We start from the raw sequence: 23839 nt of genomic DNA, 5'->3' as shown, positions 1-23839 counted from the left end.
CCTTACCATATGTTATTAAAAAAAGACTCCTATACAGTGTAACATAGGTAAGTAAAATCCGCTTCCCAAAACGACCGTCTCTTCAATAAAATGGAAATATCCAACTAGCTACCCTTTTGACGTTTCAATATTTCTTTCCTCAAAACCGCATCGGGGACAGGTATAAATCACATTTTGATTGGATTGCGCTGTCAATACTTCATTCAGTGCTGCAGAAGCGCCGCATTCCGGACAGAAAACTACCGTTTTTTCCATCTACATCCCTCCATTTTTTTATCATGCGAAAGATGTTTGAATCCCATTCATCCAGCGATTAAAAAAATAAAGAAAAAACCGTCCATTGCGGCACGGTTTCTGCATGTTTATGACTGAAGCAGATCGAAAATTTCAATCGTAATCATATCCACATTATCAAATTGATATTTTGCGGATTTTCCTTTATCACTGTATACTTCCAGCTCAAACATTTCAGTTTTTGTGAAATATGTAACCTGACACTTTTTGACACCATCTATTTCAAAAAAACGCTGTGCAGATTCATTATCCCTGGCTTGCTCCTCAAGATTCTTCAATCTGGTAAGAATGCCCTGTAATTGAGACATACTCCCACTCCTTTCTAAAATAAAACCTTTTCGATAGGTTTCACTATATCATACTTTTCTATCCAGTATACAAGCATTATTAAATTCAGAATAATTTAACTTACTTTACACCTGACTATTAACAGAATAAAATAAGGTTGGAAATTTGTACATGGAAATTTTATTGGAGGTGGGCTGTTTTGTCATCTTTTACAGACCTGGGAAATCGAATTTACCTGATTGACGGCCATGATTTAAATCGGGAACGCCGTACGGGTACGTATGTTATTAAAGAGCAGCAATATGTCTTGGTGGAAACCTCAGCCAGCCCTTCCATTCCTTTCGTGCTGAGAGGCTTGAAAGAACTTGATGTGCCTTTGGATCAAATTTCATACATTATTCTGACACATATTCACTTAGATCACGCCGGCGGAGCAGGAAAACTGCTGGAATATTGCCCGAACGCCAAAGTGATTGTCCACCCAAAAGGAGCCAGGCATCTCTCTGACCCCAGCCGTCTTATAGCAGGCGCCAAAGCCGTTTATGGCGAATCCTTCGACACTCTTTTCGACCCAATCCTTCCCATACCAAAGGAACGGATAATCATTAAGAATCATTTAGAAACACTTCAGCTAAGCGAAGATTCTCTTTTAACATTTTATGACACTCCAGGCCATGCAAACCACCATATGAGCATTCATGATTCAGTTTCTAATGGCATGTTTACCGGTGACACTGCAGGGATTTATTATCGTGAACTGGATCAGGATCAAATTCGTTTTTTTCTCCCATCCACGTCTCCTAACCAGTTTAATCCGGAGGCTATGCTGGACGCCCTGTCTTTATATGAAAAGATAGGGGCAGAGAAAATTTACTTTGGCCATTACGGGGTATCAGACCGCCCTGAAGAGGTATATAGTCAAATCAGAGAATGGCTGCCTGTCTTTATAGAAACAGCAGCAGAAGCTTTTCACTCCAAGGAGACGGCTGAACAGCAGATAGCTGCTGCTTCACGGATGCTGCTTGAAAAGGTTATAATAAAATTAACAGAGCTGGGCGTTCCAGAAAAACACCCCGTCTATGACATCCTGTCCCTTGATCTGAACGTCAGCTCACAAGGCCTGATTGATTATCTGAAAAAGAATAACGAATAGCTTAATTACCGGAGGTACCTATGAAAGAAGTAATATTATATACACAGCCTGATTGTCCCCCCTGTCAAATCATGAAATACTTTTTCAGTGAAAATAACGTAGAATATGTTGAAAAAAATATTAAACAAGACAAAAAGGCTTTCAATGAATTAACCAAACAATATGGTTCGTATACAACACCGACTGTCATTATAGACGGAAAAGCCATTATTGGCTTTGAATTAGACGAAGTCGAAAAAGCTTTGGAATTATAATGAAAAAGAACGCCCGGCAGACCGGGCGTTCTTTTTTAATAGGCTAGCGGAAACCATTTATTTGCAGGATTATAAAGAAAGCTATATAACTGAGCCGGGATGACAGCTGCTGTGTCATCTGCTTCTTCATTCTTCTTTACAGCCTGCTCTTTGTCCTCACTTTGATAGTCCACATTTTGCACTTTCCAGCTGCCTGCTTCTTTAACGAGAGTTACGGATTGAAAATGTTCTTCAGCAGCTACAGGCCCATCGGTTTCAGAGGGAAACTCTTCCTGTACATAAATTGTCTGACCATCTTTTTCATAAATTACTTTCGTTTCTTTACCATATGTAAAGAACGGAACATACTCCGGTGCAAAATCACTGCCTAAAGCGGTATAACCGCTGTCTGTCTTAGTCACATTGGCCTTAATGAACCGATTAACGGCATTCTTTGTAAAATAAGCGCCCAGCTTATTTTTTATTTGATCCAGCGAACGGGCTTCTTCACTGATTGACCGCTGGCTGGACTGTGCTTCCTTCACCAAGGAAAGTACTTCTTCACGGTCCTTTGCTTCAGCTGAGACCTGATAGTCACCCAATACCATTAAAAGGAGACTTAGAACGGCAGTTAGCATTAATTTCTTATGCATCACTTGTCACCCCTTCATGTTTAGTTTTTTCAGCATCAATGCCTTCCTCTGCTTGTACTTTACAATACCCTTGCTTATTAGGGACAAACATTTTGCCGATATAGGATGATGTGCAAAAGAGTTAACAATTCTGCATGTATAGGCAATTACGCGCATAAAAAAGCCCTCCATATGGAGAGCCGTTTTGGCATCTTGATCTATATCAATCCTTTTTACAGCAAAGCATCATTCTCGTATAAAAATGCATAAGATAAATCAAGGAAGATAAATTCCTTATTGTTTAATGGATAAGAAAATGTTCTGATTGTCTCACCTGTTTCAATATCACTATATAAATCTGACAATATTCCTTTTTTCTCATTTTTCATTTTCACGATATTTTCCAGGAAGTACGGTCTCCAGCTCCAATTTTTGTTTTGATAGCTTTGCTGAGTATGCCATTGCCCGTCTCTGTATAAAATATTCGGAGATGTCTGGTACCCCTCTTCATCACACACATAAAGCCTGAAGCAAACAGAATCCAGCTTACCGGCCAAAATAAGCAGCATCTCTTCGCGTGTAACATTACTCTTCTGCTGTTTTAGAAATTCATGCAGTGATTGATTAAATTCCTGGGTTTTTTGGTAAACTGTTTCAAGCTTCTTCGTCTCATGTAAAATATAACGCTGGCATTCCAAATGGAATTTTTCCTGAAGCAAATCTTTTGGGATAAATTCATCTGAAGGCTTAGCCAGGAAATAGCCTTGATAATAACGACCGCCATTCTTCCAGCCAAAACGGAGCTGGTAGTCCGTTTCAATATGTTCAAACAGCAGATTTGCCCCTATTTTACGGGCGAGTACACTGACAGAGTGTAAGATTACTCGATAAGAGTCCCCCCCTGCCATCCTCAATTTCTCTGCATCTACCTTCAAAATATTCGGTGAAATTTGGGCGATTTTATCCAGCTGACTATGCTCACCGATGTGATCAAAAGCAACCTTAATGCCATATGTTTTATAATAAGCAAGCACATGCTGAAGCGGATCAAATGTTTCAGCTTTTATGGTATCCGACAATTCCAGTACAATTCTTCCTAAATCTTCAGGCTGGAAATGACGCTTCAATATTTCCATGAATTCTTCCCCATGATCCATCATAAGCAGGTTTGGATCCCTGTTTATAAAAACGAGAAATTCCTCGTCATAATCTCTGATTCTTTCAAGAGCTGATTCCAATATGTAGTTATCTACCTCTACCCGATATTCTCCCGGTATAGAGCCATCATGAAAAAAAGAGCCTAGGCTTTTATAATCCCCATCCTCTTCATATCTCCCCAAAATTTCATAACCGATTACCTGGTGCTGATCTGCACTGAAAACAGGCTGAAAAAACGGTTGAACTTTATCCAAGTTTGCTAATATTTTATCTGCATCCATGGGTTTCCCCCCTCTTAAGAAACATCAACATTAAAATTATACCATTGAATAGAATGGCTGATAATATGTATTTTAGAAGAACAGCCCATCCAGAATGAAAATGTCTGCCTCCCCGATCCGAATGATACAAAATAGGTAAGGTCTTCCAAGCAATTAACATGCTGCTGGTAAATCAAGAAAAAAGGGTACTTAAAGGTTCTCTTTTTGCCACAGGCATTCTTCCACTATGGAATTTCCTTCACTAGAGTCCCGATCATTCCATTTCCATCTTTCATGAAGTCTGATTCGTCCATCTGGCAATAACTCTGGCTCAGACCGGCATTCACCGCCTCTTATTTCGTTATGACGGTTTATATGATTATAGCGAAATATCAATGAACCATCTTCGTTCACTAAGCCAATCAAGCAGCCCTGAATAATATCTCCACCTTTATACGTCGCCGTCAGAATATTTCCTTCCTGTTTATAAGTAAATACAGTAGAAGAAGACACCTCCCCATTTTCTGTATTTGCTGCGGAAACGAATTTCCTATTATGATAATCAATCACTTTTCACCGCTCCTTATTCACTTTCTCATTTTTTGACATTTTATCACACTCCCCCCTATTAGCTGACTTATTTTAAAAAAAAAAAAACATTTTCAGCCGGAATAATGATCGTCATTAACCCTTGGAACGGAAGGATTGAAATGCAGGAAGGCTTCATTTATTAGCTGAGCTGCCAGTGAAATGGTCTTTTGATTCTCATCTTTACTTGGATTCACCTCAGATATATCAAAAGACAGCAGTGCAGCCTTAGCAGCAATATGCCTGATTAGCCGGCGGACCGTTTTAGGTTCTATGCCAAACGGAGAGGGAGCACTTACACCAGGCGCATATGCTGAAGCAATGAAATCCATACACAAAGTCAGTATAATAAAGTCATATTTTTCACTAAATTCATCAATTTACTTGACGGCACGATCTATTTGATCTATATTCAGCAGCTCCTCGGAAATCATTTCCACGCCATATTCCTCGGCTGCTTTAAATAAAGACATCGTATTTCCGGATTTCTGAACACCTGCACACAGGTAACCTGCATGAAAGTCCCGATCTAATATTTGCCTGAACATCGTGCCTGAAGAACCTCTTGTTTGATAGGGCCTCATATCTAAATGAGCATCAATATTAATGATTCCTAATTCTGCTGTCGGGCCAATAAAATCCCTCACACCTAAATAGTGTCCAAATAATGTCTCATGCCCTCCGCCTAAAATAATCGGATGTATTCCGCACCCCAATAAACGGCAGACCCCAATCCCCAGTTCTTCTTGAGCTTCCTCCAATTTCTCTGAATCACAATAAAAATCTCCTGCATCAACAAGGTCGGCATGAGAAGAATGATGCCATGGAATTTGAGTTAAAGCCTTTCTAATAACTGTTGGTGCTTCAGCTGCACCCACTCTGCCTCCATTTCTCCTTACCCCTTCATCACATCGAAACCCAATGATTCCCATCCTTTTTGATGAAGGATCTATTTTCCTTAATTCAGTTATATTCTTGACTTGCACTTTTTGATGATAACGAACAGCCAGAGCATCAGTTGCTGAGTCTATCCTTCCCTTCCAGTCAGAGGGGGGCTGATACATGTTTCCACTCCTTTTAAGTCAGTTATATCCGCCAACTATTTACATATATTTCCTTACATTTATCACATAATTATTTTATGTAGCATGCATACTTGTTTAGAATCAGGCTTCTCAAAATCATGAATCTTCATGACATGGCAAATCCTAAAAATCGAAGTTTCATAATCAGCATATATAAAAAGACCCCGCTTAAAAGCAGGGGGTCAAAATTAATTAAAACGGGAAAAATATTGGAATTGTGACAATCATAATGGCGCAGATAAAAATTTCCAGCGAAATACCAACCAGCACGAAATCCTTATATTTATAATCTCCTGCCTTTGTAACTAGTGCATCAATCGTTGAAGCCCTCGGGGTCGCCAAGGCCAAACTTGCCGCAACAGCAATGCTGATCAACACCGGCACCGGACTCACCCCAAGCGTAAGGGAAGAGGACATTGCTATTGGAATAACAAGAATCGCCGAAGCACCATAAGGAATGAACTGGCTTAAAAACATTGTCAGCAAATAGAAACTAAGGAGCATTCCGTATGGTCCCACGTCACTGAACGGAACAGCAAGGAGGTTGCTTATCAAATTGGCCCCTCCAGTTGTTTCCAGTGCTTTCCCAATCCCGATCATTGCAGCCAATAATAATACCGGCTCCCAATTAACCTTTTGATAGGCCTCTTCCATAGAACGAATGCAGCCCGTCACTACCATGAGCGCCGCGGCTGTCAATACAGAGACAACCGGAGGTATCGATTCAAACATCAGCATGACCACCATTAATGCCATGATACCCAAGGCGATCCATGGCTGGGCATTCGATTTTGACACCTCTATTTCATCTGGTGTACTGCCGATAACAATTACGTCCTGATGATCAGAAGAGATTCTTTCTATACTTTCCCATTCCCCATGAATCAGCAATGCATCACCCGGCTTAAGCAATTCTGAACCGACATCTGCCTGAATGTATTCACCATTACGGTTAATGGCTAATACATTACATCTGTATTTTTCCCGAAAATGGACATTAGCCAGCGTCTGATTTTCATAATCAGAATTGGGCATGATCAATATCTCCGTAAGCCCAAACTTACTGCTGAGAAAATGCTTTCTGATTTGATCATGATGAAAGAATCGGTCCTCCAGCTCATAATCAGCGATCAGCCGTTCTACATTCTCTTCTTCACCAAAAACTAGTATAACGTCATCCGGATGCAGCACTTCATCAGCCCTTGCAGAGATGAAATGCTGTTTTGAAAGAAGAGATAATTGCTTTTCCTTGGATTTCCTTTTAATTTCAATTAAGGTAATCTCATATTTCACCGGCAATTGCAGTTCAGATAAACGCTCACCGACAATTTCGGAATGGGCGGGTATATAAAGATAATGTAAACGATCGTACACCTTATACATTCCTGCAAGCTCTCCTGCAGATAACCCCTTCACACTATTATTCGCCGCTATTGTTTTTTCAGGAATAAGCCATCGGCCCAATGTAGCCAAAAACAGAATAGCTGAAATAAGGGCAATCAAGCCAATAGGCAAGAAATCAAAAAATGTCAAGATTGTGATATCCTGCTTTCGAAGAAGATCGCTGACAAAAAGATTGGGCACAGTCCCAATTAAAGTCATGACGCCTCCTATACTGCTCACATAGGCAAACGGCAGGAGAAAACGGGAAGGACTCAGCTTTTGCTGCAAAGCCATGCTCATAATAATCGGGAGCAGAACCGAGACCATACCAGCCCTGGTCAAAATGGCACCCAGCAGCCCTCCTGCGGCCATGATGAAAAGAAGCATTTTCAATTCACTTCCAGCCCCAAAGCGAAGCAGTCCATTCCCAGCCTTTTCTATCAGACCAGTATTTAAAATTCCTCCGTTCACAATGAACAAAGCCGCGAGAATAATAACAGCAGGATCCGAAAAACCCGCTACTAAATCTTCAACAGGGATTACTCCGGTCAATCCCAGAATAAGCAGAGCGCCTATAGACATAATGTCTGCACGGACCTTGCCATGAATAAATAACAAGAGCGTGCAGGCCAGTATAATGAATGTCAGAAACATCGGTTGGAACATTTATGGTACCTCCAGGATAAGTGCTCGAATGAAGCCTGTAACTCACATGTATTTTTTCGTAATAAAAGTAAATGAATATGTAATATACTTGCTATGAATATATTCTTCTATTTATATCGTTTCTTTGATAATATGGGAAAGTAACAATTTGATTTAGATAGGTTGATAATTATGGACAAGAAAATATCTCGCCGTTCCTTTTTAAAAAAAAAGCCTTGGTTTGGCTGCTGCTGTCACTGGCGCAGGAGTCGGAGGCCGATACTACGCTAAGGACATAGAGCCCAACTGGCTGGAGATCCAACATCTCGAAATTAAAAACAAGCTGGTTCCTAAAGGTTTTCACGGCATGAAAATGATTCAATTCAGTGACACCCATCTTGGTTTCCAATTTCAGCTAAAGGATTTGCAGGAAGTCATCAGCAAAATAAATACCTTTGAACCAGAGATCCTCTTTTTCACAGGAGATTTAATGGACGCACCTGACGAATATATCCACAAAGAAAAAATCATCCCTCTTCTTCGGCAATTAAAAGCGCCTCTAGGAAAGTTTTGTGTATTTGGCAACCACGATCATGGCGGTAATGGTTCAGACTCCTATCGGGAGATTATGGAGAAATCAGGTTTCTCTCTGCTTCAAAATACATATAAGCCTGTCACCTTGCTATCTTCAGAGAAGATTTACATTGCAGGAATCGATGAGCCTATGCTGGGTACTCCCGATATGGAACAGGCACTCGGCACAATACCAGGAAATCTGTATACGGTCTTACTCTCACACGCTCCAGACCTTGCCGATCATGCAAAAGACTTTAAAGTACAGCTGCAATTAAGCGGGCACAGTCATGGAGGACAGATTCAGATTCCGTTTGCGGGCGCCCTTGTTACCCCTCCCTATTCCGAGAAATATCGGGAAGGAACTTATATTATTGATAATTTACAGTTACATGTCAACCGAGGATTGGGTACTACACGTCTCCCTTATCGCTTTTTATCCCGGCCGGAAATAACGGTATATGAATTCTCTATTTAAAATCATTTTAAAAAAGGATTCCTTCATGCATTATAGCATTTCCTTTGAAAATGAAACACATGAAATTTCTTGAAACCTAAAAAGCCATGACATATTTTCATGGCTTTTTGGATGTGGAGTTCATCTTCACCCTTACTAGCGGTTGCAAATCATCCTTTGGCTGCAAAGACTTCGAAGCCCTTCTTCTTTCAAACTTCTTCTCTCATCAATATCTGCTATAAGACAGGCTCCTATTTTGACATAAAAACATACATTATAAAGAAAGAGACAGAGAAAAAGGAGGTATTTCATGCAACCCATCTATTATCCTTCCTACCCTCTCCATTATCCGGCAATGAATAGAAATGGATACGGAGACCAAGATCGCTTTTTCCCTTTCCTCTTCCCATTTTTATTAGGCGGAGTTACTGGATTGGCTGCCAGCCCTTTCTTCTTCAACAGGCCGCCTGTGTATCCGCCGTACCCTCCAGCCTATCCAGTCTACCCCACTCCGTATCCTGCCTATCCTCCCTACCCTGGATACAGAATCGGATAGTGCTGAGCTGTCCGCAGCTAAATAGACAAGACCTGGGCCAGTTGGACATTATCAATTGGTTTTTATATTCATTGCAAAAAGATAAGAAGGCTTGTGCGCTTGAAATGACAAAAGTATTGAGAGCATTCTCTTGATAGCTTTTGTCTTTTTATTTAATAGAAGAAATCCAGAAATCCCCGATTTACTTAACCTGGGACTCAGCAGCCGTTTTATCTCAGCATGTTCCTTCAGAGCTATACATACACTCTAATGAAGACTTTTCGAAAAACCTATTGATCCATTTAGTGCTTCTTTTTCTCAATTTATTTTAAATCCGGATTGAAAGAAAGGCATAGACTGCTCCGCCTCTTAGAGAATAAGCTGAGTTTTCTGCAGGGACGGCCATAGGAAGCGAGAAATTATTGCAGACCAGTCTTATATGGAAGGACACAAAAACATAAATTTCACAAATTTTTGTTTCTCTTTCTTATCTTTTGGGAAGTGATATAATATGAGAGGTACAAATTTATAAAATATATAATGAAGTAAAGAATAATATTTGCCATAATGGCTACTAAGAAAAGGAGCTTCAAGCATGAATCAAACGAAGGGTCATTCAGAGGAGAATGAGATATTGCCGGAATTATTAGCCCCAGCCGTTTTTATTGTAAATAAACATGCAAAAACAGCGTTGGACCCAAAATATTTATATCAATTAAAAAAAAGGGCTTTAAATAAAATGATAGCGGAAGGCAAAGCAAAAAAAATCGGCCTTCACTACTCTGATAATCCTCGGTTTGCCGCACAGCAGTCTGATGTTATCATTTCATGCGGGGAATACACATTTCATCTTCCTCCTGCTAAGGATGACCTAAAATCGCTTCCTCACTTGGGCAACCGCTCGGCTAACACCCGAAATCCTAAAACCATTCTATCCCTTTCAAAAGCTAAGCATATACTGGAGTCTTATGTGGGACAAGCAGAGCATCCGTCCTTTAAGAACACAGCTGATAAAATAAAATTCCAGAAAGTTAAGCCAGCTTCAAAAAATTATCAAAATCCTTTTCCTTCAACCTTTCTCAGTAAAGGATCAAAATATTGAAGCAGATTCGCCAATAAGTCCAAACACTTAGGAGCGGGCCGTACACGGTCCGCTCCTAAGTGTTTTACTAACTCTAATGAAAAAAAGGAACACAGTTGCTTCACTAGCAATAACGCCCAAACTTATAACGCGAATTGATCAATCATCTCTATCAGCTTTGCAATCTCAGGCTTGCTGATCTGCCCATCGGCTCCGACCATATTGCCTTTATGCCTTAAACTGTCTGTAATTAAGGACGAAAAGATAATAACTGGGATTTCTGAAAGGGTTTCATGTTCTTTTATTCGTTTAGTCAGATGATGACCGTCCATTTGAGGCATTTCGATATCCGTTATCAGAAGATGTACTTCCTTTGCGATGTCTTTTCCTTCATCCACAAGACCTTCCAAAAAAGCCAAAGCATCTTTCCCATTTTCAAAAAACTCTAAATGCCGGAAACCTGCCTCAGAAAGCGTATCGAACAGCAGCTTTCTTAATAAAGGAGAATCTTCAGCCAAGACAATTCTTTTCTCAGAATTAGGCCGTTCTCCCAGTTTTCTGATTTGCTGGACATTGATCCCTGATTCCGGATTGATTTCCACGACTATTTTTTCAAAATCTAGCAGCAGCACCATTTCCCCATTCAGTTTAATGATTCCTGTTATTTGGCTTTCTAAGCCCTGATACATATTAGAAGGCTTTTCAATTTGAGTCCAGGAAACGCGATGGATTTGTGTCACTGTATGTACATGGAATACAATTTTTTGCTGATTGAATTCAGATACAATAAATTTGTCCTGTTCCGGATTTTCAGATTTCGGAAAGCCAAGGGCACGCGCCACGTCAATGACAGGAAGAACCTCCCCTCTCAGTTCAATAATCCCTTCGACATTTTGATGGGCATGAGGCACGGTCGTAATCTGGACTGGGTTGATGATTTCTTTCACTTTTATGACGTTAATCCCAAATTTATTATGACCGATTCCAAACTCAACGATTTCTAATTCATTCGTCCCGCTCTCAAGCAATATACCTTTATTCTCCATTTTACTCTCTCCTATGCAGCACTTTATCCAGCACGTTTTCAATGCTGATGATTAATTTTTATTTCAAAGTCATACCTTCCCCCTTTTTTTCGGCAAAAATCTGCTATTCTTAATAGCCTTCATTAAATATAGGAAGAATCTTGCTATCAATGATAATATGTGCTAATATTTAATATCGTTAGTTAGCCTAACTAATTTAAAGGAGAGATATATGAAACAGAACCAGGAATTTTTCACACAACACGCAATGCTACTGAGACATTATACGACTAAATTAAACTCTTGCTTAGCGAAATACCAGCTATATGCAGCTCAATGGTCTGTACTGGTTCTTCTCTTTCATGAAGCTCCCATTACCTCTGCAGAGATCGCAGTCCGTCAGTCTGTCGAGAAACCGACGATTACGCCTATTCTAAAAAAACTGCATGAACTCGGCTATATAGGGGTTATAGCCGGAAAAGATAAGCGTGAGAAAAAACTCTTTCTGACAGATCTTGGAACAGCAACTTACAAAAAGGCAGCAGAGGAAATCAGCCATTTACAAAAGCACGCCCTGCAAGGAATTAACGAAGAAGAAATACAGCAGGTTAACCGCATTATAAAAATTGCACGTAATAACTTATTAAAATAGGAGGCAAACATGAAAAAAGAAAAACTTTGGACAAAGGATTTCATCATTGTATCTGTTATCACTTTTTTTCTGACCTTGTCCATGTATTTACTGCTGGTAACCATGGCACCATATGCTTCAAAACACTTTCAAGCAAGCACCAGTACAGCCGGCCTGATTGCCAGTATATTTATCATTGGTTCTTTAGTGGGAAGACTGGCCGCCGGACGGATCAGTGAGCTATTTAATAATAAAAAAATCTTGTTAGTCGGCTTGTCCTGTAATGTCTTAATTACAGCTCTTTATTTTGGAGCGTCCACAGTGCCTTTACTGATTACGGTCCGCTTACTCCATGGTATTGCCATTGGTATGGCCAGTACTATAACAGGAGCCATTATTGCTAACATTATCCCGGCCAACCGCAAAGGAGAAGGTATTGGTTATTTCAGTCTCAGTATCGTAATGTCTACCGCAGTAGGTCCTTTAGTGGGAATTTTATTAAGCCAATATACAACTTACAGCACTATTTTTGTTTTTTCCATTGTCTTGGCGGCAATAAGTTTGGCCATTTCATTTGTTGTTCGTGTTCCTAAAATTGAAAAACCGGAATCTGCGAAAAAAGAAATGGTCTCCAAACGATTTTCTTTGGCCAATTACTTTGAATACCGGGCGATTCCTATTGCCATCGTCATGCTTGTAGCTGCATTTGCTTATTCCGGAATCCTATCTTTTTTAACAGTCTATGCCGAAGAAATAGATCTAGTAGAGGCCTCAAGCTTCTATTTCCTTGTTTATGCAATTGTCATTTTGCTCTCAAGACCATTCACCGGCCGATTGATGGATATTAAAGGAGCAAATATCGTAGCTTATCCGGCCCTAATTTTTTTCGCAATTGGCATGTTTGTTTTCAGCCAAGCTAATTATGGCTGGGTTTTACTTGCTGCCGGTGCCATTATCGGTCTTGGTTATGGGAACTTCCAATCATGTGCACAGGCATTGGCCATTAAAGTAACACCTTCCCACCGTATGGGTCTTGCTACTTCAACCTATTTTGTATTTCTCGACTTAGGACTTGGTTTAGGACCATACTTACTTGGTTTCTTTGTTCCATTGATTGGATATCGCGGGCTGTTTGAAACCATGTCAGCTGTAATTGTTATTTCTGTCATCCTGTACTTCTTTCTTCACGGAAGAAAAGATAAAGAACTTTCTAAAAGCCTGCTCCTTAAACAGCAGTCGTAAAACTTGAGTCAAGTAAAAATAAAGGACATCCAATTCTCACTGAGAAATTGGATGTCCTTTTGCTTATTCTTCATGAATTTCTGTGTAAGGTGTGCTTTCAGTTTCATGGTTCGAGCCTGGCGTCAATCCCTCGTACTTTTTCCCTTAACTCCAATCCAGCCTTTTCTTCATTTGTTTTTATTCCTATGGGAGCTTGTTCTAAAGATCCAGCCCTTTTTATAAAAGAATACTGCCATCAGTATACTTATTGCGGCCATAAGCCCCAAAACTATGTAATACCCAAAATCCCACTTAAGTTCAGGCATCTTTTCAAAGTTCATCCCATATATGCCTGCAATAAAAGTAAGCGGCATGAAAATGGTTGTAAATACAGTAAGCGTCATGATAGTTTCATTCATATTGTTTGAATTGACAGATAGGTAATTATCTCGGATATCTGATGAAAATTCGCGATAAGATTCCACCATTTCTGTCAATTTCAGCAGATGATCATATACATCCGTAAAATATAAATGCTGCTCCTGAGCATTCAGACGCTCAGAGGAGACCATCCGGTACAGTAAATCCCTCATAGGCAGAATTGTTCTGCGAAGACGCGATAAATCAGAACGAAGATCAAATAGCTGATCAATCAGCTCAGCGACACTGATATTCTTTGTATTGTCCTCTAATTCATTCAGTCTGGACTCTATTTCATATACTTGCGGGAAATACTGATCCACCACTTCATCTATTAGATGATGCATGAGAACCATAGGATTTTTGGGTTTTTTTGGCTTGGACTGAATTTTCTCCCATACCGTCTTCAGTTCCTGTACTTCCTCCTTATGGTAGGTTACAATCCATTTTTGATTGACAAACATATCCAGCTCGGTTACCTGAGTGCCATCCTCTCTTAACGCATCAATAATTAAAAAATGGTAGCCTTCATAAAAGTTAATTTTTGGCCTTTGAAGATGATCATCAATACAGTCTTCAACCGCCAGCTGATGAAATGGATAATAACTGGAAAGTTTAGCGATTTCATTAAGATCAGGACGATCAAAATCCGCCCAGTACCATTTCACTTTTTCTGGATCGATTTCTTCAATGGGTACATCCAAAATAATTTCATCGTTTCTATCGATTAAACATGTGCGAATCACAGTAACATCCCCTTTGTCACTCCCTTATCTATTATATCTGTATTCCTCACTCCGTTAAACTTCGATTCGTTAATTAGATGCTAAAGTGGTAAAATGTAAGAGAAAGAAGGAGGAATATACATAATGGAACATTTACTGAACCCTCGCGTAAAGGCAGTAGAAATTTCAGGAATTCGAAAATTCTACAACCTTGTAGCGGACATAGAGGACACAGTCTCCCTAACATTGGGACAGCCCGATTTTCCTACCCCGGAGCATATTAAAGAAGCTGCCAAACAAGCAATTGATCATAACTTCACAGTCTATACCCATAATGCCGGATATTTGAAACTTCGTGAAGCAGCCTGCAGCTATGTTCAGGACAAATACCGGCTCACATACCTTCCCACAGAGGAAGTCATTGTCACCACAGGGGCAAGTGAAGCAATAGATATTACCTTCAGAGCTATTTTAGAAGAAGGAAATGAAGTAATTCTGCCAGGACCGGTTTATCCTGGCTATGAACCGATCATAAAAATGGCCGGAGCTGTGCCTGTTCATGCTGATACAACAAAGAACGGCTTTCGCTTAACTGCGGATATTATTAAGAAGCACCTGACCGATCAAACACGCTGTCTCGTTCTACCTTATCCGTCAAACCCGACCGGGGTTACGCTGACCGGGGAAGAACTGAAAGAAATTGCTGATTTAATCCGCGGAAAAGATATATTTATTCTGGCAGATGAAATATACAGCGAACTGGTTTATGAACAGGCCCACGTCTCCATCGCCTCCTTTCTCAGGGAACAGACGATTGTGCTGAATGGTCTTTCGAAATCTCACTCCATGACAGGCTGGAGAATTGGTTTATTGTTCGCTCCGGCTGCCATATGCAGTCAGATCTTAAAAGTTCATCAGTACAATGTGACCTGCGCATCGTCTATTTCCCAAATGGCCGCTATCGAGGCATTGACGGCAGGCAAAAACGATGCAGCACCTATGAAAGCTGAATATATCAAAAGACGGGATTATGTATACCAGCGCCTTGTCTCTTTGAACCTTGACGTTGTAAAGCCTGATGGCGCTTTTTATTTTTTCGTTAAGCTTCCGGCAGGATATGAGCACTCTTTGGAATTCTGTCTGCAGCTTGTTGAAAAGGCAGGACTTGCTGTTGTACCGGGGGATGCCTTTTCTTCTCTTGGGGAAGGGTATTTCAGAATTTCTTATGCTTATTCGATGTCTGCTCTTGCTGAAGCCTTGGACCGTCTTGAAAAATTCCTATTGAATAATAATAAAAAGCATGCGGAATAACACGCATACTTCAGGCTATACTTTTTACCTTCAAGCTAACTTTTTAGAGCTCGTACGTTCTGTTGAGCTGTAAATTTGGCCATAATGAAACTGCACCTCCAATTGATAGATCCATCTGATAATTGGGGTGCAGTTCCAATTTGATATTTTTTATATCTATCTCTGTCTGTTTATTTTTTACAAAAAAATGGCAAAAAAATAGTTTTCGAACTCTTAATATAATCTCCTTACAAAACGAATGTCGCGATAATTTTCCTTTTCATTCGTTGTAACCAGGTTAATTTCAATGATCGAACCAAGCAAGCTGGAAAGCACATCCTCAAATTCCCTCGTTGATCTCGGTTTACTAAACCCCAGCTGTTTAAGTTCTCTCATAAGGATTTGGAAACCGGCATCCGTTTCAATATGGCTGAATTTCATGGGCAAAATATATGGACTGTCATTCATTAATTTCAAATCCCAGCGAATGGGCTTTGTCTGATTGATCGTGGACTCTCTTTTATACCCTTCAATCCGGACAATATACCTTCCATCTTCCAGTTCCTGAAATTTATTTTCGATGTCATCAAATTCACCCATTGATATCCCTCCCCCGTCAATGGCTTACTTCTTCAATCTATTCCGGGGAAGGAGCCGATATTCATTTATAGATTTTGTAGAGTGCCTGTGTCCCGCTGTTTTCTTCTCCTGATTTTTCAAGCCTGTCATATAATGACTGACTTAAGGACAAACCGGGTGTCTCCATGCCTAACTTTTTTGCTTCTTCTAAAGCGATATTTAAATCCTTCAGCATATGCTTAATATAAAACCCCGGTTCAAAATCCCCCTGTATCATTCTCGGAGCCAAGTTGGACAGTGACCAGCTGCCCGCAGCCCCAAATGTAATACTTTGAAGGACTTTCTCCGGATTCAGTCCAGCCTTTTCAGCATAAGCGACTGCTTCACTGACCCCAATCATATTGGTTGCAATGGCAATCTGATTGCACATCTTCGTATGCTGTCCTGCTCCTTCTTTCCCTTGAAGTATAATATTTTCGCCTAACAGACTTAACAGTGGTTTCACTGTTTCAAAAGCCTGTTCCTCCCCTCCGACCATGATCGTAAGCTTGGCATCTCTTGCTCCTATGTCCCCGCCTGATACCGGGGCATCTAGTGCATGCATCCCTTTCTCTTTTGCCGCTCCGGCGATTTTTTCAGCCAAAGTAGGAGTAGATGTAGTCATATCAATCAGATAGGTATCCGGGTTTCCATTTTGAATTATACCCTCGGTTCCAAGGTAGATTTCCTCCACATCTTTCGGATAACCGACCATTGTAACTATCACATTGGCCGTTTTTGCAAGCTCACGCGGCGATTCAGCCCATTTGGCACCTTTATCAATCAATTCTGACGCCTTTTCCTTTGTACGTGTGTAGACGTATACTGGATAGCCTGCGGTAAGCAGGTGACCTGCCATACTCTTTCCCATAACGCCCGTTCCAATAAAACCAATGACTGTATTTTCTTTTGTAAGCATTCAGCTGCCTCCTTTTATATTGACTTCACTAATCCCCCATCGACTAAGTAGGCTTGGCCAGTTAAATATGTATTGGCTCCGGACACAAGAAAAGTTATGAATTTTGCAAATTCATCAGGTTCGCCATACCGGCCGAGCGGTATATTTTTTATTATGCCGTCAGCAATCTCCTCCTGGCTGATGCCTTTCCTGTCCGCTGCCGCCTTATCCAAATATTTAATGCGGTCAGTGGAAATCCTTCCTGGTCCTACAGTATTTACCAAAATATGATCCGGACCCAGTTCATCAGCAAGAGTTTTGCTTAAACCTACAATAGCCGTTCTGAAAGTATTGGATAATACAAGTCCCGGGATTGGCTCCTTAATAGATGAAGATGCAATGTTAACGATTCTCCCGCCATTTTCCCTCAGAAACGGGAGACTTTTCCGGATTGCACGAATATAACTGAAAAGATTCAGCTCGAATGAACGCTGCCAGGCTTCATCATCCATATCCTTAAAAGTGCCGGCAGGAGGACCCCCTGCATTATTCACAAGGATATCAATGCCGCCAAATTCACTGGCTGTCTTTTCAATCAATCTTTCAATGTCATCATGCTTAGTAATATCGGCTGCGTAAAACGCCACTTTCCCGGCAGCATCTTTCGAAAGATCTTTCTGTACACCGGCAAGCTTCTCTGCATCCCGGCTGGAAATCATGACATTTGCCCCTTCACGTACCAGTTCGGCTGCTATAGCCTTTCCAAGCCCTTGGCTTGACGCCAGAACTAACGCATTTTTATTTTTCAGCTCCAAATCCATTCTTTTTCCCTCCCTGCTTGAATATGACTCTTTTATTATAACGATATTCAACAAATTTGAAAAATCTGAAATTTATTTGTTAGGATAAATCACAAAAAAATGCCGGCTGAGGATTCCTCAACCGGCTTTAAAAGGGGGAAATGAGAATGTCAGCTGCTCGAATAGAGCTAAACAACTGTGCTTATTCTGTATATACCCCTTTCTCTAGGCAGTAAACTTTTATTTTTTATTTTTTTCAACCGCGTTTGCCACTGTTTGTTTAACATCTTCATTTGTCTCCATCAGCAGCACTTCTTTGGCCAAGCTTTCCATTTCCTGCTTGGTCAGCTTGCTGATAAGTGAACGAGACTTCAGAATGGATGATGCACTCATTGAGAATTCATCCAGACCCAAACCAAGAAGGATTGGTATAGCGATTTCATCTCCGGCCATCTCACCGCACATACCGGCCCATTTACCTTCTTTATGGGCTGCATCTACAACCATTTTCACCAATCTTAGAATGGCTGGATTATATGGCTGATAAAGGTAAGAAACCCGCTCATTCATTCTGTCGGCAGCCATCGTATATTGAATCAAATCATTTGTTCCAATGCTGAAAAAGTCCACTTCTTTAGCGAACACATCTGCCATGACGGCAGTAGATGGAATTTCCACCATGATTCCAAGCTCTATGTTATTAGAAACGCTGACACCCTCTGCCGTTAATTCCTGCCTTACTTCTTCAAGCATTTTCTTCGCTTCCCTAAACTCGGTCAGCGTTGCGATCATTGGGAACATGATTTTCAAATTCCCGTAAACACTGGCACGAAGAAGAGAACGCAGCTGAGTCCGGAAGATGGACTGCTCATCCAAACATAATCGAATGGCACGGTAGCCAAGAAATGGGTTCATTTCTTTTGGCAGGTCCAGATACGGCAGTTCCTTGTCTCCGCCAATATCAAGCGTCCGAACGACAACCGGCTTCCCTTTCATCCCTTCCAAAACAGCTTTATATGCTTCAAATTGCTCTTCTTCACTTGGCAATTCATTTCTGCCCATGTATAAGAATTCGGTTCTGTACAGTCCAATTCCCTCTCCGCCGTTATCAAGGACACCTTTTAGATCTTTCGGTGTGCCGATATTAGCAGCTAGTTCAACCCGCTGTCCATCCTTCGTCAATGTTGGCTGTGAAACAAGCTTAGCCCACTCAGCTTTTTGAGCTTCGTAAGCGGAATGCTTGAATTCATATTGTTTAACGACTTCTGGTGTAGGATTGATATGTACTTCTCCATTCAAACCGTCAACAATGATAAAATCGCCGTTTTGAATGGAAGCTACCGCTTCCTTTGTACCAACCACAGCGGGAATTTCCATTGATCTGGCCATAATAGCAGAATGGGAAGTTCTTCCTCCTACATCCGTTGTAAACCCTTTTACAAATTCAGGGTTTAATTGAGCCGTATCAGAAGGAGTTAAATCTTCAGCTATAATGATTACCTCTTCAGCAATAAGGCTTGGATTTGGGATATGAATGCCCAAGAGATGGGATAAAATCCTTTTTGTCACATCCCGGATATCTGCTGCTCTCTCTTTCATATACTCATTATCCATCTGCTCGAACATCGTAATGAACATGTCTGCTGTTTCCTTCAAAGCGAATTCAGCATTCACATTTTCCGATTGGATTCGGTCTTTTATTGGTCCCAGTAATTCTGGATCCTGCAGAACTAAAAGATGAGCATCAAAAATGGCTGCCTTTTCCTGCCCAAGTTCTTTGTGAGCCTTTTCGCGGATAGCTTCTAATTCTGATTGGGATTTTTCAACAGCTCCATCCAGCCTGGCGACTTCAGTCTCTGGCTGATCCACTTTTATTTTCTCGACCGTAAGTTCTGGCTCAATAAATCGATAAGCCTTCGCCATTGCGATACCGGCTGAAGCAGCGATTCCTGTCAGCAAAGTAGACATTATTCTGCCAAGCCTTCATTTTTTAAAGTGGCAGCCAATGTGTCTAACGCTTCTGTTTCGTCACTTCCGTCCGCTGTAATGGTAATCTCAGCATCTTTGCCAATTCCCAATGACATGACTCCCATAATGGATTTCATGTTCACTTTTTTCGCTTTATATTCCAAATTAATTTCTGAACTGAATCTTCCTGCTGCTTGTACAAGAAGTGTTGCCGGACGTGCATGAATTCCAGTATCTGCTGTAACCTTAAATGTTCTTTCTACCATATAAATCAGTCTCCTTTTGGATAAATTACAATAGTGAATGGAGACGGCATAATAGCGCTTTAATAAATATGCTGCATCTTCCCAAACGGGAGCATGATAAAGCTTCTTTAGCTGATTATGACCTTCCCATTTCTTAATAAAGGATAGCATTACTATTGTGTACAGACAATCAGGAGCTACTCAATTTCGCGAAATTTTTTTTCTTTTATGATTAATTAAGGTTTAATTGCATGTTTTTGGTAAAATATGCCTTGAAACTCATCTTAATAAAAGCAAATACGGTTAACGAAACACCGCCAAGGCCGCCTAATATAATGGCGATTTGATACTCGATTGCGACAGCAGGGCTGACACCTGCCAGAATTTGTCCGGTCATCATACCGGGCAAAAATATGATGCCCATTCCAAGCATATTATTCAAGGTTGGCATCACTGCAGAATCAAATGCTTGATTTACATACTTTTCAACCGCATCTTCGGGCCTTGTGCCAATCATAAGTAAAGATTCAATTCTTTCCCTATTGTCCGAGATAGACTCATGAAGATTTTTTATTGCCAGAGACAGACCTGTCATCGAACTGCCGATAATCATAGCGGCTATCGGGATAAAGTATCTCGCTTCATACCATGGTACAAAGTGAATGACGATAAGATTGAAATAGAATAACGCAGCAACCGGACCTGTCATCATGCTTATCGCAATGATTTTCTTCATCTCTTTTTTTAAAGTGAATTTCATTTGCCTTATGATTGTAAAAACCGAAAAAGCAACCATTACGGCCAGCACACTTAAAGAAAGAAGCGGATGAGGATGTTTAAATAAAATTGTTAAAAAATATCCTGCTAATACAAGCTGGACTGTCATCCTGACAGCAGCCAGGATGATTTCCTTCTCACGGGAAATACCGCGCCTTTTGATAAATAAGATGAGGAGCAGGATAAAAATATACGCAGCAGCCAGTCTCCAAAATTCTATGTCTATGATTCCATTCACTTCATTCTGCACTTTTTTCCCCCTCTCTATTTTTGTTTAACATAATGATTTCATCTCCCAAGCTTTCCGCAAGCCGTTTAGAATGAGTAATCATGACGGCCGATCTTCCCTCCCCTTTAATCTTATGAAAAAAACGGCTCATTACTTTCATCTCTGTCTCTTCATCCAATGCTGCTGTCGGTTCATCAAGCAAATAGACCTCCGGGTTTAAGCAAAGGATCCTGGCTAAGGCCAATCTTTGTCTTTCCCCTCCTGAAAGATTGTCTGCATCTTCGGAAAGACTTTTCTCTAAAAAAACAATCTGAAGCAGCTTTTCCAGACCCGGTTCCGAAATCTTTTTTCTGCCTGTCAGCTTGAGCCCTAACAGAAGGTTATCTTTAACTGTTCCAGGATGAATAAAAGGTGTTTGAGAAAGCATGGATACTTTTCTCCGGTATTCAATGGGATTCATGTTGAAGATTGATTCATTGTTATATCTTATATCCCCCGCATCGGGTTCTGCCATCCAATTCAGGAGTTTGAGCAGAGATGTTTTGCCTGAACCGCTTTCACCGACAATACAAGTAACGACGCCTTTTTTTATATGTAAACTGTCAATCTTTATTATCCCTTTGTATGCAACCTTTTCTAATTCGAACAATCCTTTTCCCTCCCTGTTTTCACACTTCCGGATTTTTTCGTTTTTTATTGGATCAATTCGTTTACGTTTAAATATGTTTTTACCCTCCCATCATACAATACTACTCGAAATAGGGGGATTACTATGGGCCGCCAAACACATTTTTTCAGAAACGCCAGAGGAATTGCTCTTTCTTTATTCATTTTGCTTCTCATTGGAGCATACAGCAATACTGCAACTGAAAGCCCTTCTTCTAATCAAGAGGAATCTGCTAAAAACCGTAAAGGAGCATACTATGGATTCCTCACGCACAGAAAGACAAACGTATAAGGATGAAGGAAGAAACTTGTACGTCTTCTTATAGATACATCTGAGAGTTCCATCCCTTGATGTTCAGCCGTTCGGATCAGAAGCCAGCAAATTCGTGAAAGAGCTTCTGCCGCCGGAGAACAAGGCCGAAGTGGAGCCCGGCATCAGTGAACTTGATAAATACAGAAGGTTCCTTGCCTATTTTTATGTCGATGGAAAGCTGTTCAATTATACGCTGATTGAAAAGAGGGGCAGCAGGAGTGGCTAACACAGAATTTGCAGTCAATAGCTGCTGATCTGTTCCAGACTCTTTCTATATTCATTCCATTTCGAAGGGAAAATCACTAAAAAGCTTGTTTTCCCCTTTGAAAAATAGATAATTCAAGCTGAATTTTTTAATTTTATCGATTTCCAGCACCCAAAAACTGCATTTTCCGATTCGAAATAAAGCCTTCATTTTTTTATGCTTATGCTACCCGGGAATAACTGAAACGTGCACGGTTCGAAAGGTCTCTGCAATTGGAAAATTTCACTGAACTCGCTGAAAAATATACCCCGATGATTCATAAAGTCATTCACACTCTCTCCATCTATAAAAATAAGGAGGAGTTCTTTCAAATCGGTTTGATAGCTCTTTGGGAAGCATCCAGAAGAAAGGAAGACAGCGAGAAATTCCTTAACTTTGCCTATATGGTCGTAAAAAGGCGAATCATTAATGAAATTAATCGGCAAAACAGACTTCAATCTCAGAGTCTATCCTTTGGGAAAACTGAGAACATCTCCCTCCTTTCTTATGATAAGCCCTTCGAGGAGGAATCCGTTCTATGCTATACTTCCGGATTGACTCAGAATCAGAAAAAGTGGGTCACCGGAACTTTTCTGGACGGCAGATCGATTGCTGAAATCGCTGAACAGCATGGTGTTACGGCAGCTTCCGTGAAATCATGGAGGGCCCAGGCACTCAAAAAACTGCGAAAAATCCACATTAAATAGAAGAAAACAGGTGTTCTTGAAGTAACAGAAAACTCTTAGAATGGGGTGAAAGTCTGCAGGCTCGAACCGCCCCCCAGAAATGAAAATCAATCCAGTTAAAGCAAAAAAAGAGACTAAGACAAAAGGATCAGCTAAAGAAAAATCCGAACTGAGATTCATCATTCGATAATAAGAATGGTGAATAGTTCGTATTTTTTCTATAAAAGGACTTTTTTGACCCTTAATATTCGTATTTAGTGATGAACATTCTAGTTATGTCCCAGCCTCTTTCTTATTTTATCTCAGCCTCGCTCAATAAAGCTGACTGACTGTCAAAGCCGCTTTTCCAGCAGAATCCCATCAGCTTCTCGGTACATCTAAGTATGTATAGATAATTACCCCATTATGCTGGGCATTGCCTCTGAAATGCTTGAAATCTTCCCTTTTCACCAGCTGCTCCCGGAACTCTAAAAAATTCTCCTGGGTAATTGTGTATGATTCTATTTCTTTATTTGCAAGCTTATCCAGCACATCTTTATAAATCTGGCCGTCCATTCTTCCCTCTCCCTTTCCGCACTCTCAAAAAAGATCGTTAACATTATTAACCTTAAAGGAAAAACAAGTCTTTTTCAAGAACCATTCAGGGCAGGACAGACATGTAGCGATGGATATTTTTTCAAATTTTCGAATAAAACTCTTTACTAAATTTACGAAATAG

27 protein-coding genes and 1 pseudogene are annotated in these 23839 nt (G+C 40.5%); 11 read left to right on the top strand and 17 right to left on the bottom strand.

Annotation, left to right across the window (positions count from 1 at the left end; genetic code table 11):
• Positions 1-108 precede the first annotated feature (108 nt).
• Positions 109-255, bottom strand: coding sequence for a DUF8106 domain-containing protein (locus BQ4305_RS21690; RefSeq protein WP_199880759.1), 147 nt, complete (start codon positions 253-255; stop codon positions 109-111).
• A gap of 107 nt (positions 256-362) precedes the next feature.
• Positions 363-602: a YkuJ family protein gene (locus BQ4305_RS18715; RefSeq protein ID WP_110929249.1), complete on the bottom strand. Its 240-nt coding sequence runs from the start codon at positions 600-602 to the stop codon at positions 363-365.
• A 179-nt stretch (positions 603-781) separates the two neighbouring features.
• Between BQ4305_RS18715 and BQ4305_RS18710 the strand changes: the two genes are divergently transcribed.
• Both BQ4305_RS18710 and BQ4305_RS18705 read left to right on the top strand, forming a co-directional pair.
• Positions 782-1735, top strand: coding sequence for an MBL fold metallo-hydrolase (locus BQ4305_RS18710; RefSeq protein WP_110929248.1), 954 nt, complete (start codon positions 782-784; stop codon positions 1733-1735).
• Between the two features lie 20 nt (positions 1736-1755).
• On the top strand, positions 1756-1989 hold the full coding sequence (locus tag BQ4305_RS18705) for a glutaredoxin family protein (protein ID WP_110929247.1): 234 nt from the start codon (positions 1756-1758) through the stop codon (positions 1987-1989).
• Between the two features lie 35 nt (positions 1990-2024).
• Here BQ4305_RS18705 and BQ4305_RS18700 read toward each other — a convergent pair whose 3' ends face one another.
• From BQ4305_RS18700 to BQ4305_RS18680, 5 genes and pseudogenes are all read right to left on the bottom strand, one after another.
• A complete protein-coding gene (locus BQ4305_RS18700; protein ID WP_110929246.1) occupies positions 2025-2621 on the bottom strand; it encodes a DUF3993 domain-containing protein in 597 nt (198 codons plus the stop codon).
• Between the two features lie 212 nt (positions 2622-2833).
• Positions 2834-4039 carry an EAL domain-containing protein gene (locus tag BQ4305_RS18695; RefSeq protein WP_110929245.1) on the bottom strand — a complete coding sequence of 402 codons (1206 nt, stop codon included), beginning with the start codon at positions 4037-4039 and terminating at the stop codon, positions 2834-2836.
• A gap of 189 nt (positions 4040-4228) precedes the next feature.
• Positions 4229-4588: an avidin-fold protein gene (locus tag BQ4305_RS18690; protein WP_199880758.1), complete on the bottom strand. Its 360-nt coding sequence runs from the start codon at positions 4586-4588 to the stop codon at positions 4229-4231.
• Between the two features lie 92 nt (positions 4589-4680).
• Positions 4681-5538: pseudogene (gene hutG, locus BQ4305_RS18685) on the bottom strand (formimidoylglutamase).
• 345 nt (positions 5539-5883) lie between these two features.
• Entirely contained in the window at positions 5884-7740 is a 1857-nt protein-coding gene (locus tag BQ4305_RS18680; RefSeq protein WP_110929244.1) for an SLC13 family permease, read from the bottom strand.
• Positions 7741-7960: 220 nt separating this feature from the next.
• On the opposite strand from BQ4305_RS18680, the gene BQ4305_RS18675 reads away from it, so the two are divergent.
• The 3 genes from BQ4305_RS18675 to BQ4305_RS18665 all read left to right on the top strand — a co-directional run bounded on the left by BQ4305_RS18675 (position 7961) and on the right by BQ4305_RS18665 (position 10386).
• Entirely contained in the window at positions 7961-8770 is an 810-nt protein-coding gene (locus tag BQ4305_RS18675) for a metallophosphoesterase (RefSeq protein ID WP_324611603.1), read from the top strand.
• A gap of 289 nt (positions 8771-9059) precedes the next feature.
• Entirely contained in the window at positions 9060-9305 is a 246-nt protein-coding gene (locus BQ4305_RS18670; RefSeq protein ID WP_234397006.1) for a hypothetical protein, read from the top strand.
• 574 nt (positions 9306-9879) lie between these two features.
• Positions 9880-10386, top strand: coding sequence for a YkyB family protein (locus BQ4305_RS18665; protein ID WP_110929243.1), 507 nt, complete (start codon positions 9880-9882; stop codon positions 10384-10386).
• A 122-nt stretch (positions 10387-10508) separates the two neighbouring features.
• On the opposite strand, the gene BQ4305_RS18660 is transcribed toward BQ4305_RS18665, so the two are convergent.
• Positions 10509-11411, bottom strand: coding sequence for a chemotaxis protein (locus BQ4305_RS18660; RefSeq protein WP_110929242.1), 903 nt, complete (start codon positions 11409-11411; stop codon positions 10509-10511).
• Positions 11412-11622: 211 nt separating this feature from the next.
• Here BQ4305_RS18660 and BQ4305_RS18655 point away from each other — a divergent pair, with 211 nt between their 5' ends.
• Both BQ4305_RS18655 and BQ4305_RS18650 read left to right on the top strand, forming a co-directional pair.
• Entirely contained in the window at positions 11623-12042 is a 420-nt protein-coding gene (locus BQ4305_RS18655; protein WP_110929241.1) for a MarR family winged helix-turn-helix transcriptional regulator, read from the top strand.
• Between the two features lie 9 nt (positions 12043-12051).
• A complete protein-coding gene (locus BQ4305_RS18650; RefSeq protein WP_110929240.1) occupies positions 12052-13263 on the top strand; it encodes an MFS transporter in 1212 nt (403 codons plus the stop codon).
• A 167-nt stretch (positions 13264-13430) separates the two neighbouring features.
• Here the strand turns inward: BQ4305_RS18650 and corA are convergent, their stop codons facing one another.
• A complete protein-coding gene (corA, locus tag BQ4305_RS18645) occupies positions 13431-14408 on the bottom strand; it encodes a magnesium/cobalt transporter CorA (RefSeq protein WP_110929239.1) in 978 nt (325 codons plus the stop codon).
• Between the two features lie 123 nt (positions 14409-14531).
• Between corA and BQ4305_RS18640 the strand changes: the two genes are divergently transcribed.
• Entirely contained in the window at positions 14532-15698 is a 1167-nt protein-coding gene (locus tag BQ4305_RS18640) for an aminotransferase A (RefSeq protein ID WP_110929238.1), read from the top strand.
• 213 nt (positions 15699-15911) lie between these two features.
• Here the strand turns inward: BQ4305_RS18640 and BQ4305_RS18635 are convergent, their stop codons facing one another.
• The 7 genes from BQ4305_RS18635 to BQ4305_RS18605 form a co-directional block, all read right to left on the bottom strand.
• On the bottom strand, positions 15912-16277 hold the full coding sequence (locus BQ4305_RS18635) for a hypothetical protein (protein ID WP_110929237.1): 366 nt from the start codon (positions 16275-16277) through the stop codon (positions 15912-15914).
• A gap of 61 nt (positions 16278-16338) precedes the next feature.
• On the bottom strand, positions 16339-17214 hold the full coding sequence (locus BQ4305_RS18630; protein ID WP_110929236.1) for an NAD(P)-dependent oxidoreductase: 876 nt from the start codon (positions 17212-17214) through the stop codon (positions 16339-16341).
• Between the two features lie 14 nt (positions 17215-17228).
• Positions 17229-18014 carry an SDR family oxidoreductase gene (locus BQ4305_RS18625; RefSeq protein ID WP_110929235.1) on the bottom strand — a complete coding sequence of 262 codons (786 nt, stop codon included), beginning with the start codon at positions 18012-18014 and terminating at the stop codon, positions 17229-17231.
• 219 nt (positions 18015-18233) lie between these two features.
• Positions 18234-19961, bottom strand: coding sequence for a phosphoenolpyruvate--protein phosphotransferase (gene ptsP, locus BQ4305_RS18620; RefSeq protein WP_110929234.1), 1728 nt, complete (start codon positions 19959-19961; stop codon positions 18234-18236).
• Positions 19961-20227, bottom strand: coding sequence for a phosphocarrier protein HPr (locus BQ4305_RS18615; protein ID WP_110929233.1), 267 nt, complete (start codon positions 20225-20227; stop codon positions 19961-19963). The genes ptsP and BQ4305_RS18615 overlap by 1 nt, the downstream gene beginning before the upstream one ends.
• A 211-nt stretch (positions 20228-20438) precedes the next feature.
• Entirely contained in the window at positions 20439-21233 is a 795-nt protein-coding gene (locus tag BQ4305_RS18610) for an ABC transporter permease (RefSeq protein ID WP_234397005.1), read from the bottom strand.
• Positions 21223-21861 carry an ABC transporter ATP-binding protein gene (locus tag BQ4305_RS18605; RefSeq protein WP_110929232.1) on the bottom strand — a complete coding sequence of 213 codons (639 nt, stop codon included), beginning with the start codon at positions 21859-21861 and terminating at the stop codon, positions 21223-21225. The genes BQ4305_RS18610 and BQ4305_RS18605 overlap by 11 nt, the downstream gene beginning before the upstream one ends.
• A 123-nt stretch (positions 21862-21984) precedes the next feature.
• On the opposite strand from BQ4305_RS18605, the gene BQ4305_RS18600 reads away from it, so the two are divergent.
• The 3 genes from BQ4305_RS18600 to BQ4305_RS18590 all read left to right on the top strand — a co-directional run bounded on the left by BQ4305_RS18600 (position 21985) and on the right by BQ4305_RS18590 (position 23142).
• The gene (locus tag BQ4305_RS18600) at positions 21985-22170 is read left to right on the top strand and encodes a hypothetical protein (protein WP_110929231.1); all 186 of its coding nucleotides are present in this window, start codon (positions 21985-21987) and stop codon (positions 22168-22170) included.
• 34 nt (positions 22171-22204) lie between these two features.
• Positions 22205-22417 carry a thermonuclease family protein gene (locus BQ4305_RS18595; RefSeq protein ID WP_110929230.1) on the top strand — a complete coding sequence of 71 codons (213 nt, stop codon included), beginning with the start codon at positions 22205-22207 and terminating at the stop codon, positions 22415-22417.
• Positions 22418-22668: 251 nt separating this feature from the next.
• A complete protein-coding gene (locus tag BQ4305_RS18590) occupies positions 22669-23142 on the top strand; it encodes a sigma-70 family RNA polymerase sigma factor (RefSeq protein ID WP_110929229.1) in 474 nt (157 codons plus the stop codon).
• Positions 23143-23481: 339 nt separating this feature from the next.
• Here BQ4305_RS18590 and BQ4305_RS18585 read toward each other — a convergent pair whose 3' ends face one another.
• On the bottom strand, positions 23482-23676 hold the full coding sequence (locus BQ4305_RS18585) for an abortive phage infection protein (RefSeq protein WP_110929228.1): 195 nt from the start codon (positions 23674-23676) through the stop codon (positions 23482-23484).
• Positions 23677-23839 lie beyond the last annotated feature (163 nt).

Source organism: Bacillus massiliglaciei (assembly GCF_900098925.1).
In the GTDB taxonomy this organism is placed as follows: domain Bacteria; phylum Bacillota; class Bacilli; order Bacillales; family DSM-1321; genus Peribacillus; species Peribacillus massiliglaciei.
This window is presented reverse-complemented; position numbering and strand designations above follow the sequence as displayed.

Bases quoted from the DNA above. Each gene is read 5' to 3' on its own strand.
- BQ4305_RS21690 (WP_199880759.1), bottom strand. From the start codon at position 255: ATGGAAAAAACGGTAGTTTTCTGTCCGGAATGCGGCGCTTCTGCAGCA.
- BQ4305_RS18715 (WP_110929249.1), bottom strand. From the start codon at position 602: ATGTCTCAATTACAGGGCATTCTTACCAGATTGAAGAATCTTGAGGAG.
- BQ4305_RS18705 (WP_110929247.1), top strand. From the start codon at position 1,756: ATGAAAGAAGTAATATTATATACACAGCCTGATTGTCCCCCCTGTCAA.
- BQ4305_RS18700 (WP_110929246.1), bottom strand. From the start codon at position 2,621: ATGCATAAGAAATTAATGCTAACTGCCGTTCTAAGTCTCCTTTTAATG.
- BQ4305_RS18695 (WP_110929245.1), bottom strand. From the start codon at position 4,039: ATGGATGCAGATAAAATATTAGCAAACTTGGATAAAGTTCAACCGTTT.
- BQ4305_RS18680 (WP_110929244.1), bottom strand. From the start codon at position 7,740: ATGTTCCAACCGATGTTTCTGACATTCATTATACTGGCCTGCACGCTC.
- BQ4305_RS18670 (WP_234397006.1), top strand. From the start codon at position 9,060: ATGCAACCCATCTATTATCCTTCCTACCCTCTCCATTATCCGGCAATG.
- BQ4305_RS18665 (WP_110929243.1), top strand. From the start codon at position 9,880: ATGAATCAAACGAAGGGTCATTCAGAGGAGAATGAGATATTGCCGGAA.
- BQ4305_RS18660 (WP_110929242.1), bottom strand. From the start codon at position 11,411: ATGGAGAATAAAGGTATATTGCTTGAGAGCGGGACGAATGAATTAGAA.
- BQ4305_RS18655 (WP_110929241.1), top strand. From the start codon at position 11,623: ATGAAACAGAACCAGGAATTTTTCACACAACACGCAATGCTACTGAGA.
- BQ4305_RS18650 (WP_110929240.1), top strand. From the start codon at position 12,052: ATGAAAAAAGAAAAACTTTGGACAAAGGATTTCATCATTGTATCTGTT.
- BQ4305_RS18640 (WP_110929238.1), top strand. From the start codon at position 14,532: ATGGAACATTTACTGAACCCTCGCGTAAAGGCAGTAGAAATTTCAGGA.
- BQ4305_RS18635 (WP_110929237.1), bottom strand. From the start codon at position 16,277: ATGGGTGAATTTGATGACATCGAAAATAAATTTCAGGAACTGGAAGAT.
- BQ4305_RS18630 (WP_110929236.1), bottom strand. From the start codon at position 17,214: ATGCTTACAAAAGAAAATACAGTCATTGGTTTTATTGGAACGGGCGTT.
- BQ4305_RS18625 (WP_110929235.1), bottom strand. From the start codon at position 18,014: ATGGATTTGGAGCTGAAAAATAAAAATGCGTTAGTTCTGGCGTCAAGC.
- ptsP (WP_110929234.1), bottom strand. From the start codon at position 19,961: ATGTCTACTTTGCTGACAGGAATCGCTGCTTCAGCCGGTATCGCAATG.
- BQ4305_RS18615 (WP_110929233.1), bottom strand. From the start codon at position 20,227: ATGGTAGAAAGAACATTTAAGGTTACAGCAGATACTGGAATTCATGCA.
- BQ4305_RS18600 (WP_110929231.1), top strand. From the start codon at position 21,985: ATGGGCCGCCAAACACATTTTTTCAGAAACGCCAGAGGAATTGCTCTT.
- BQ4305_RS18585 (WP_110929228.1), bottom strand. From the start codon at position 23,676: ATGGACGGCCAGATTTATAAAGATGTGCTGGATAAGCTTGCAAATAAA.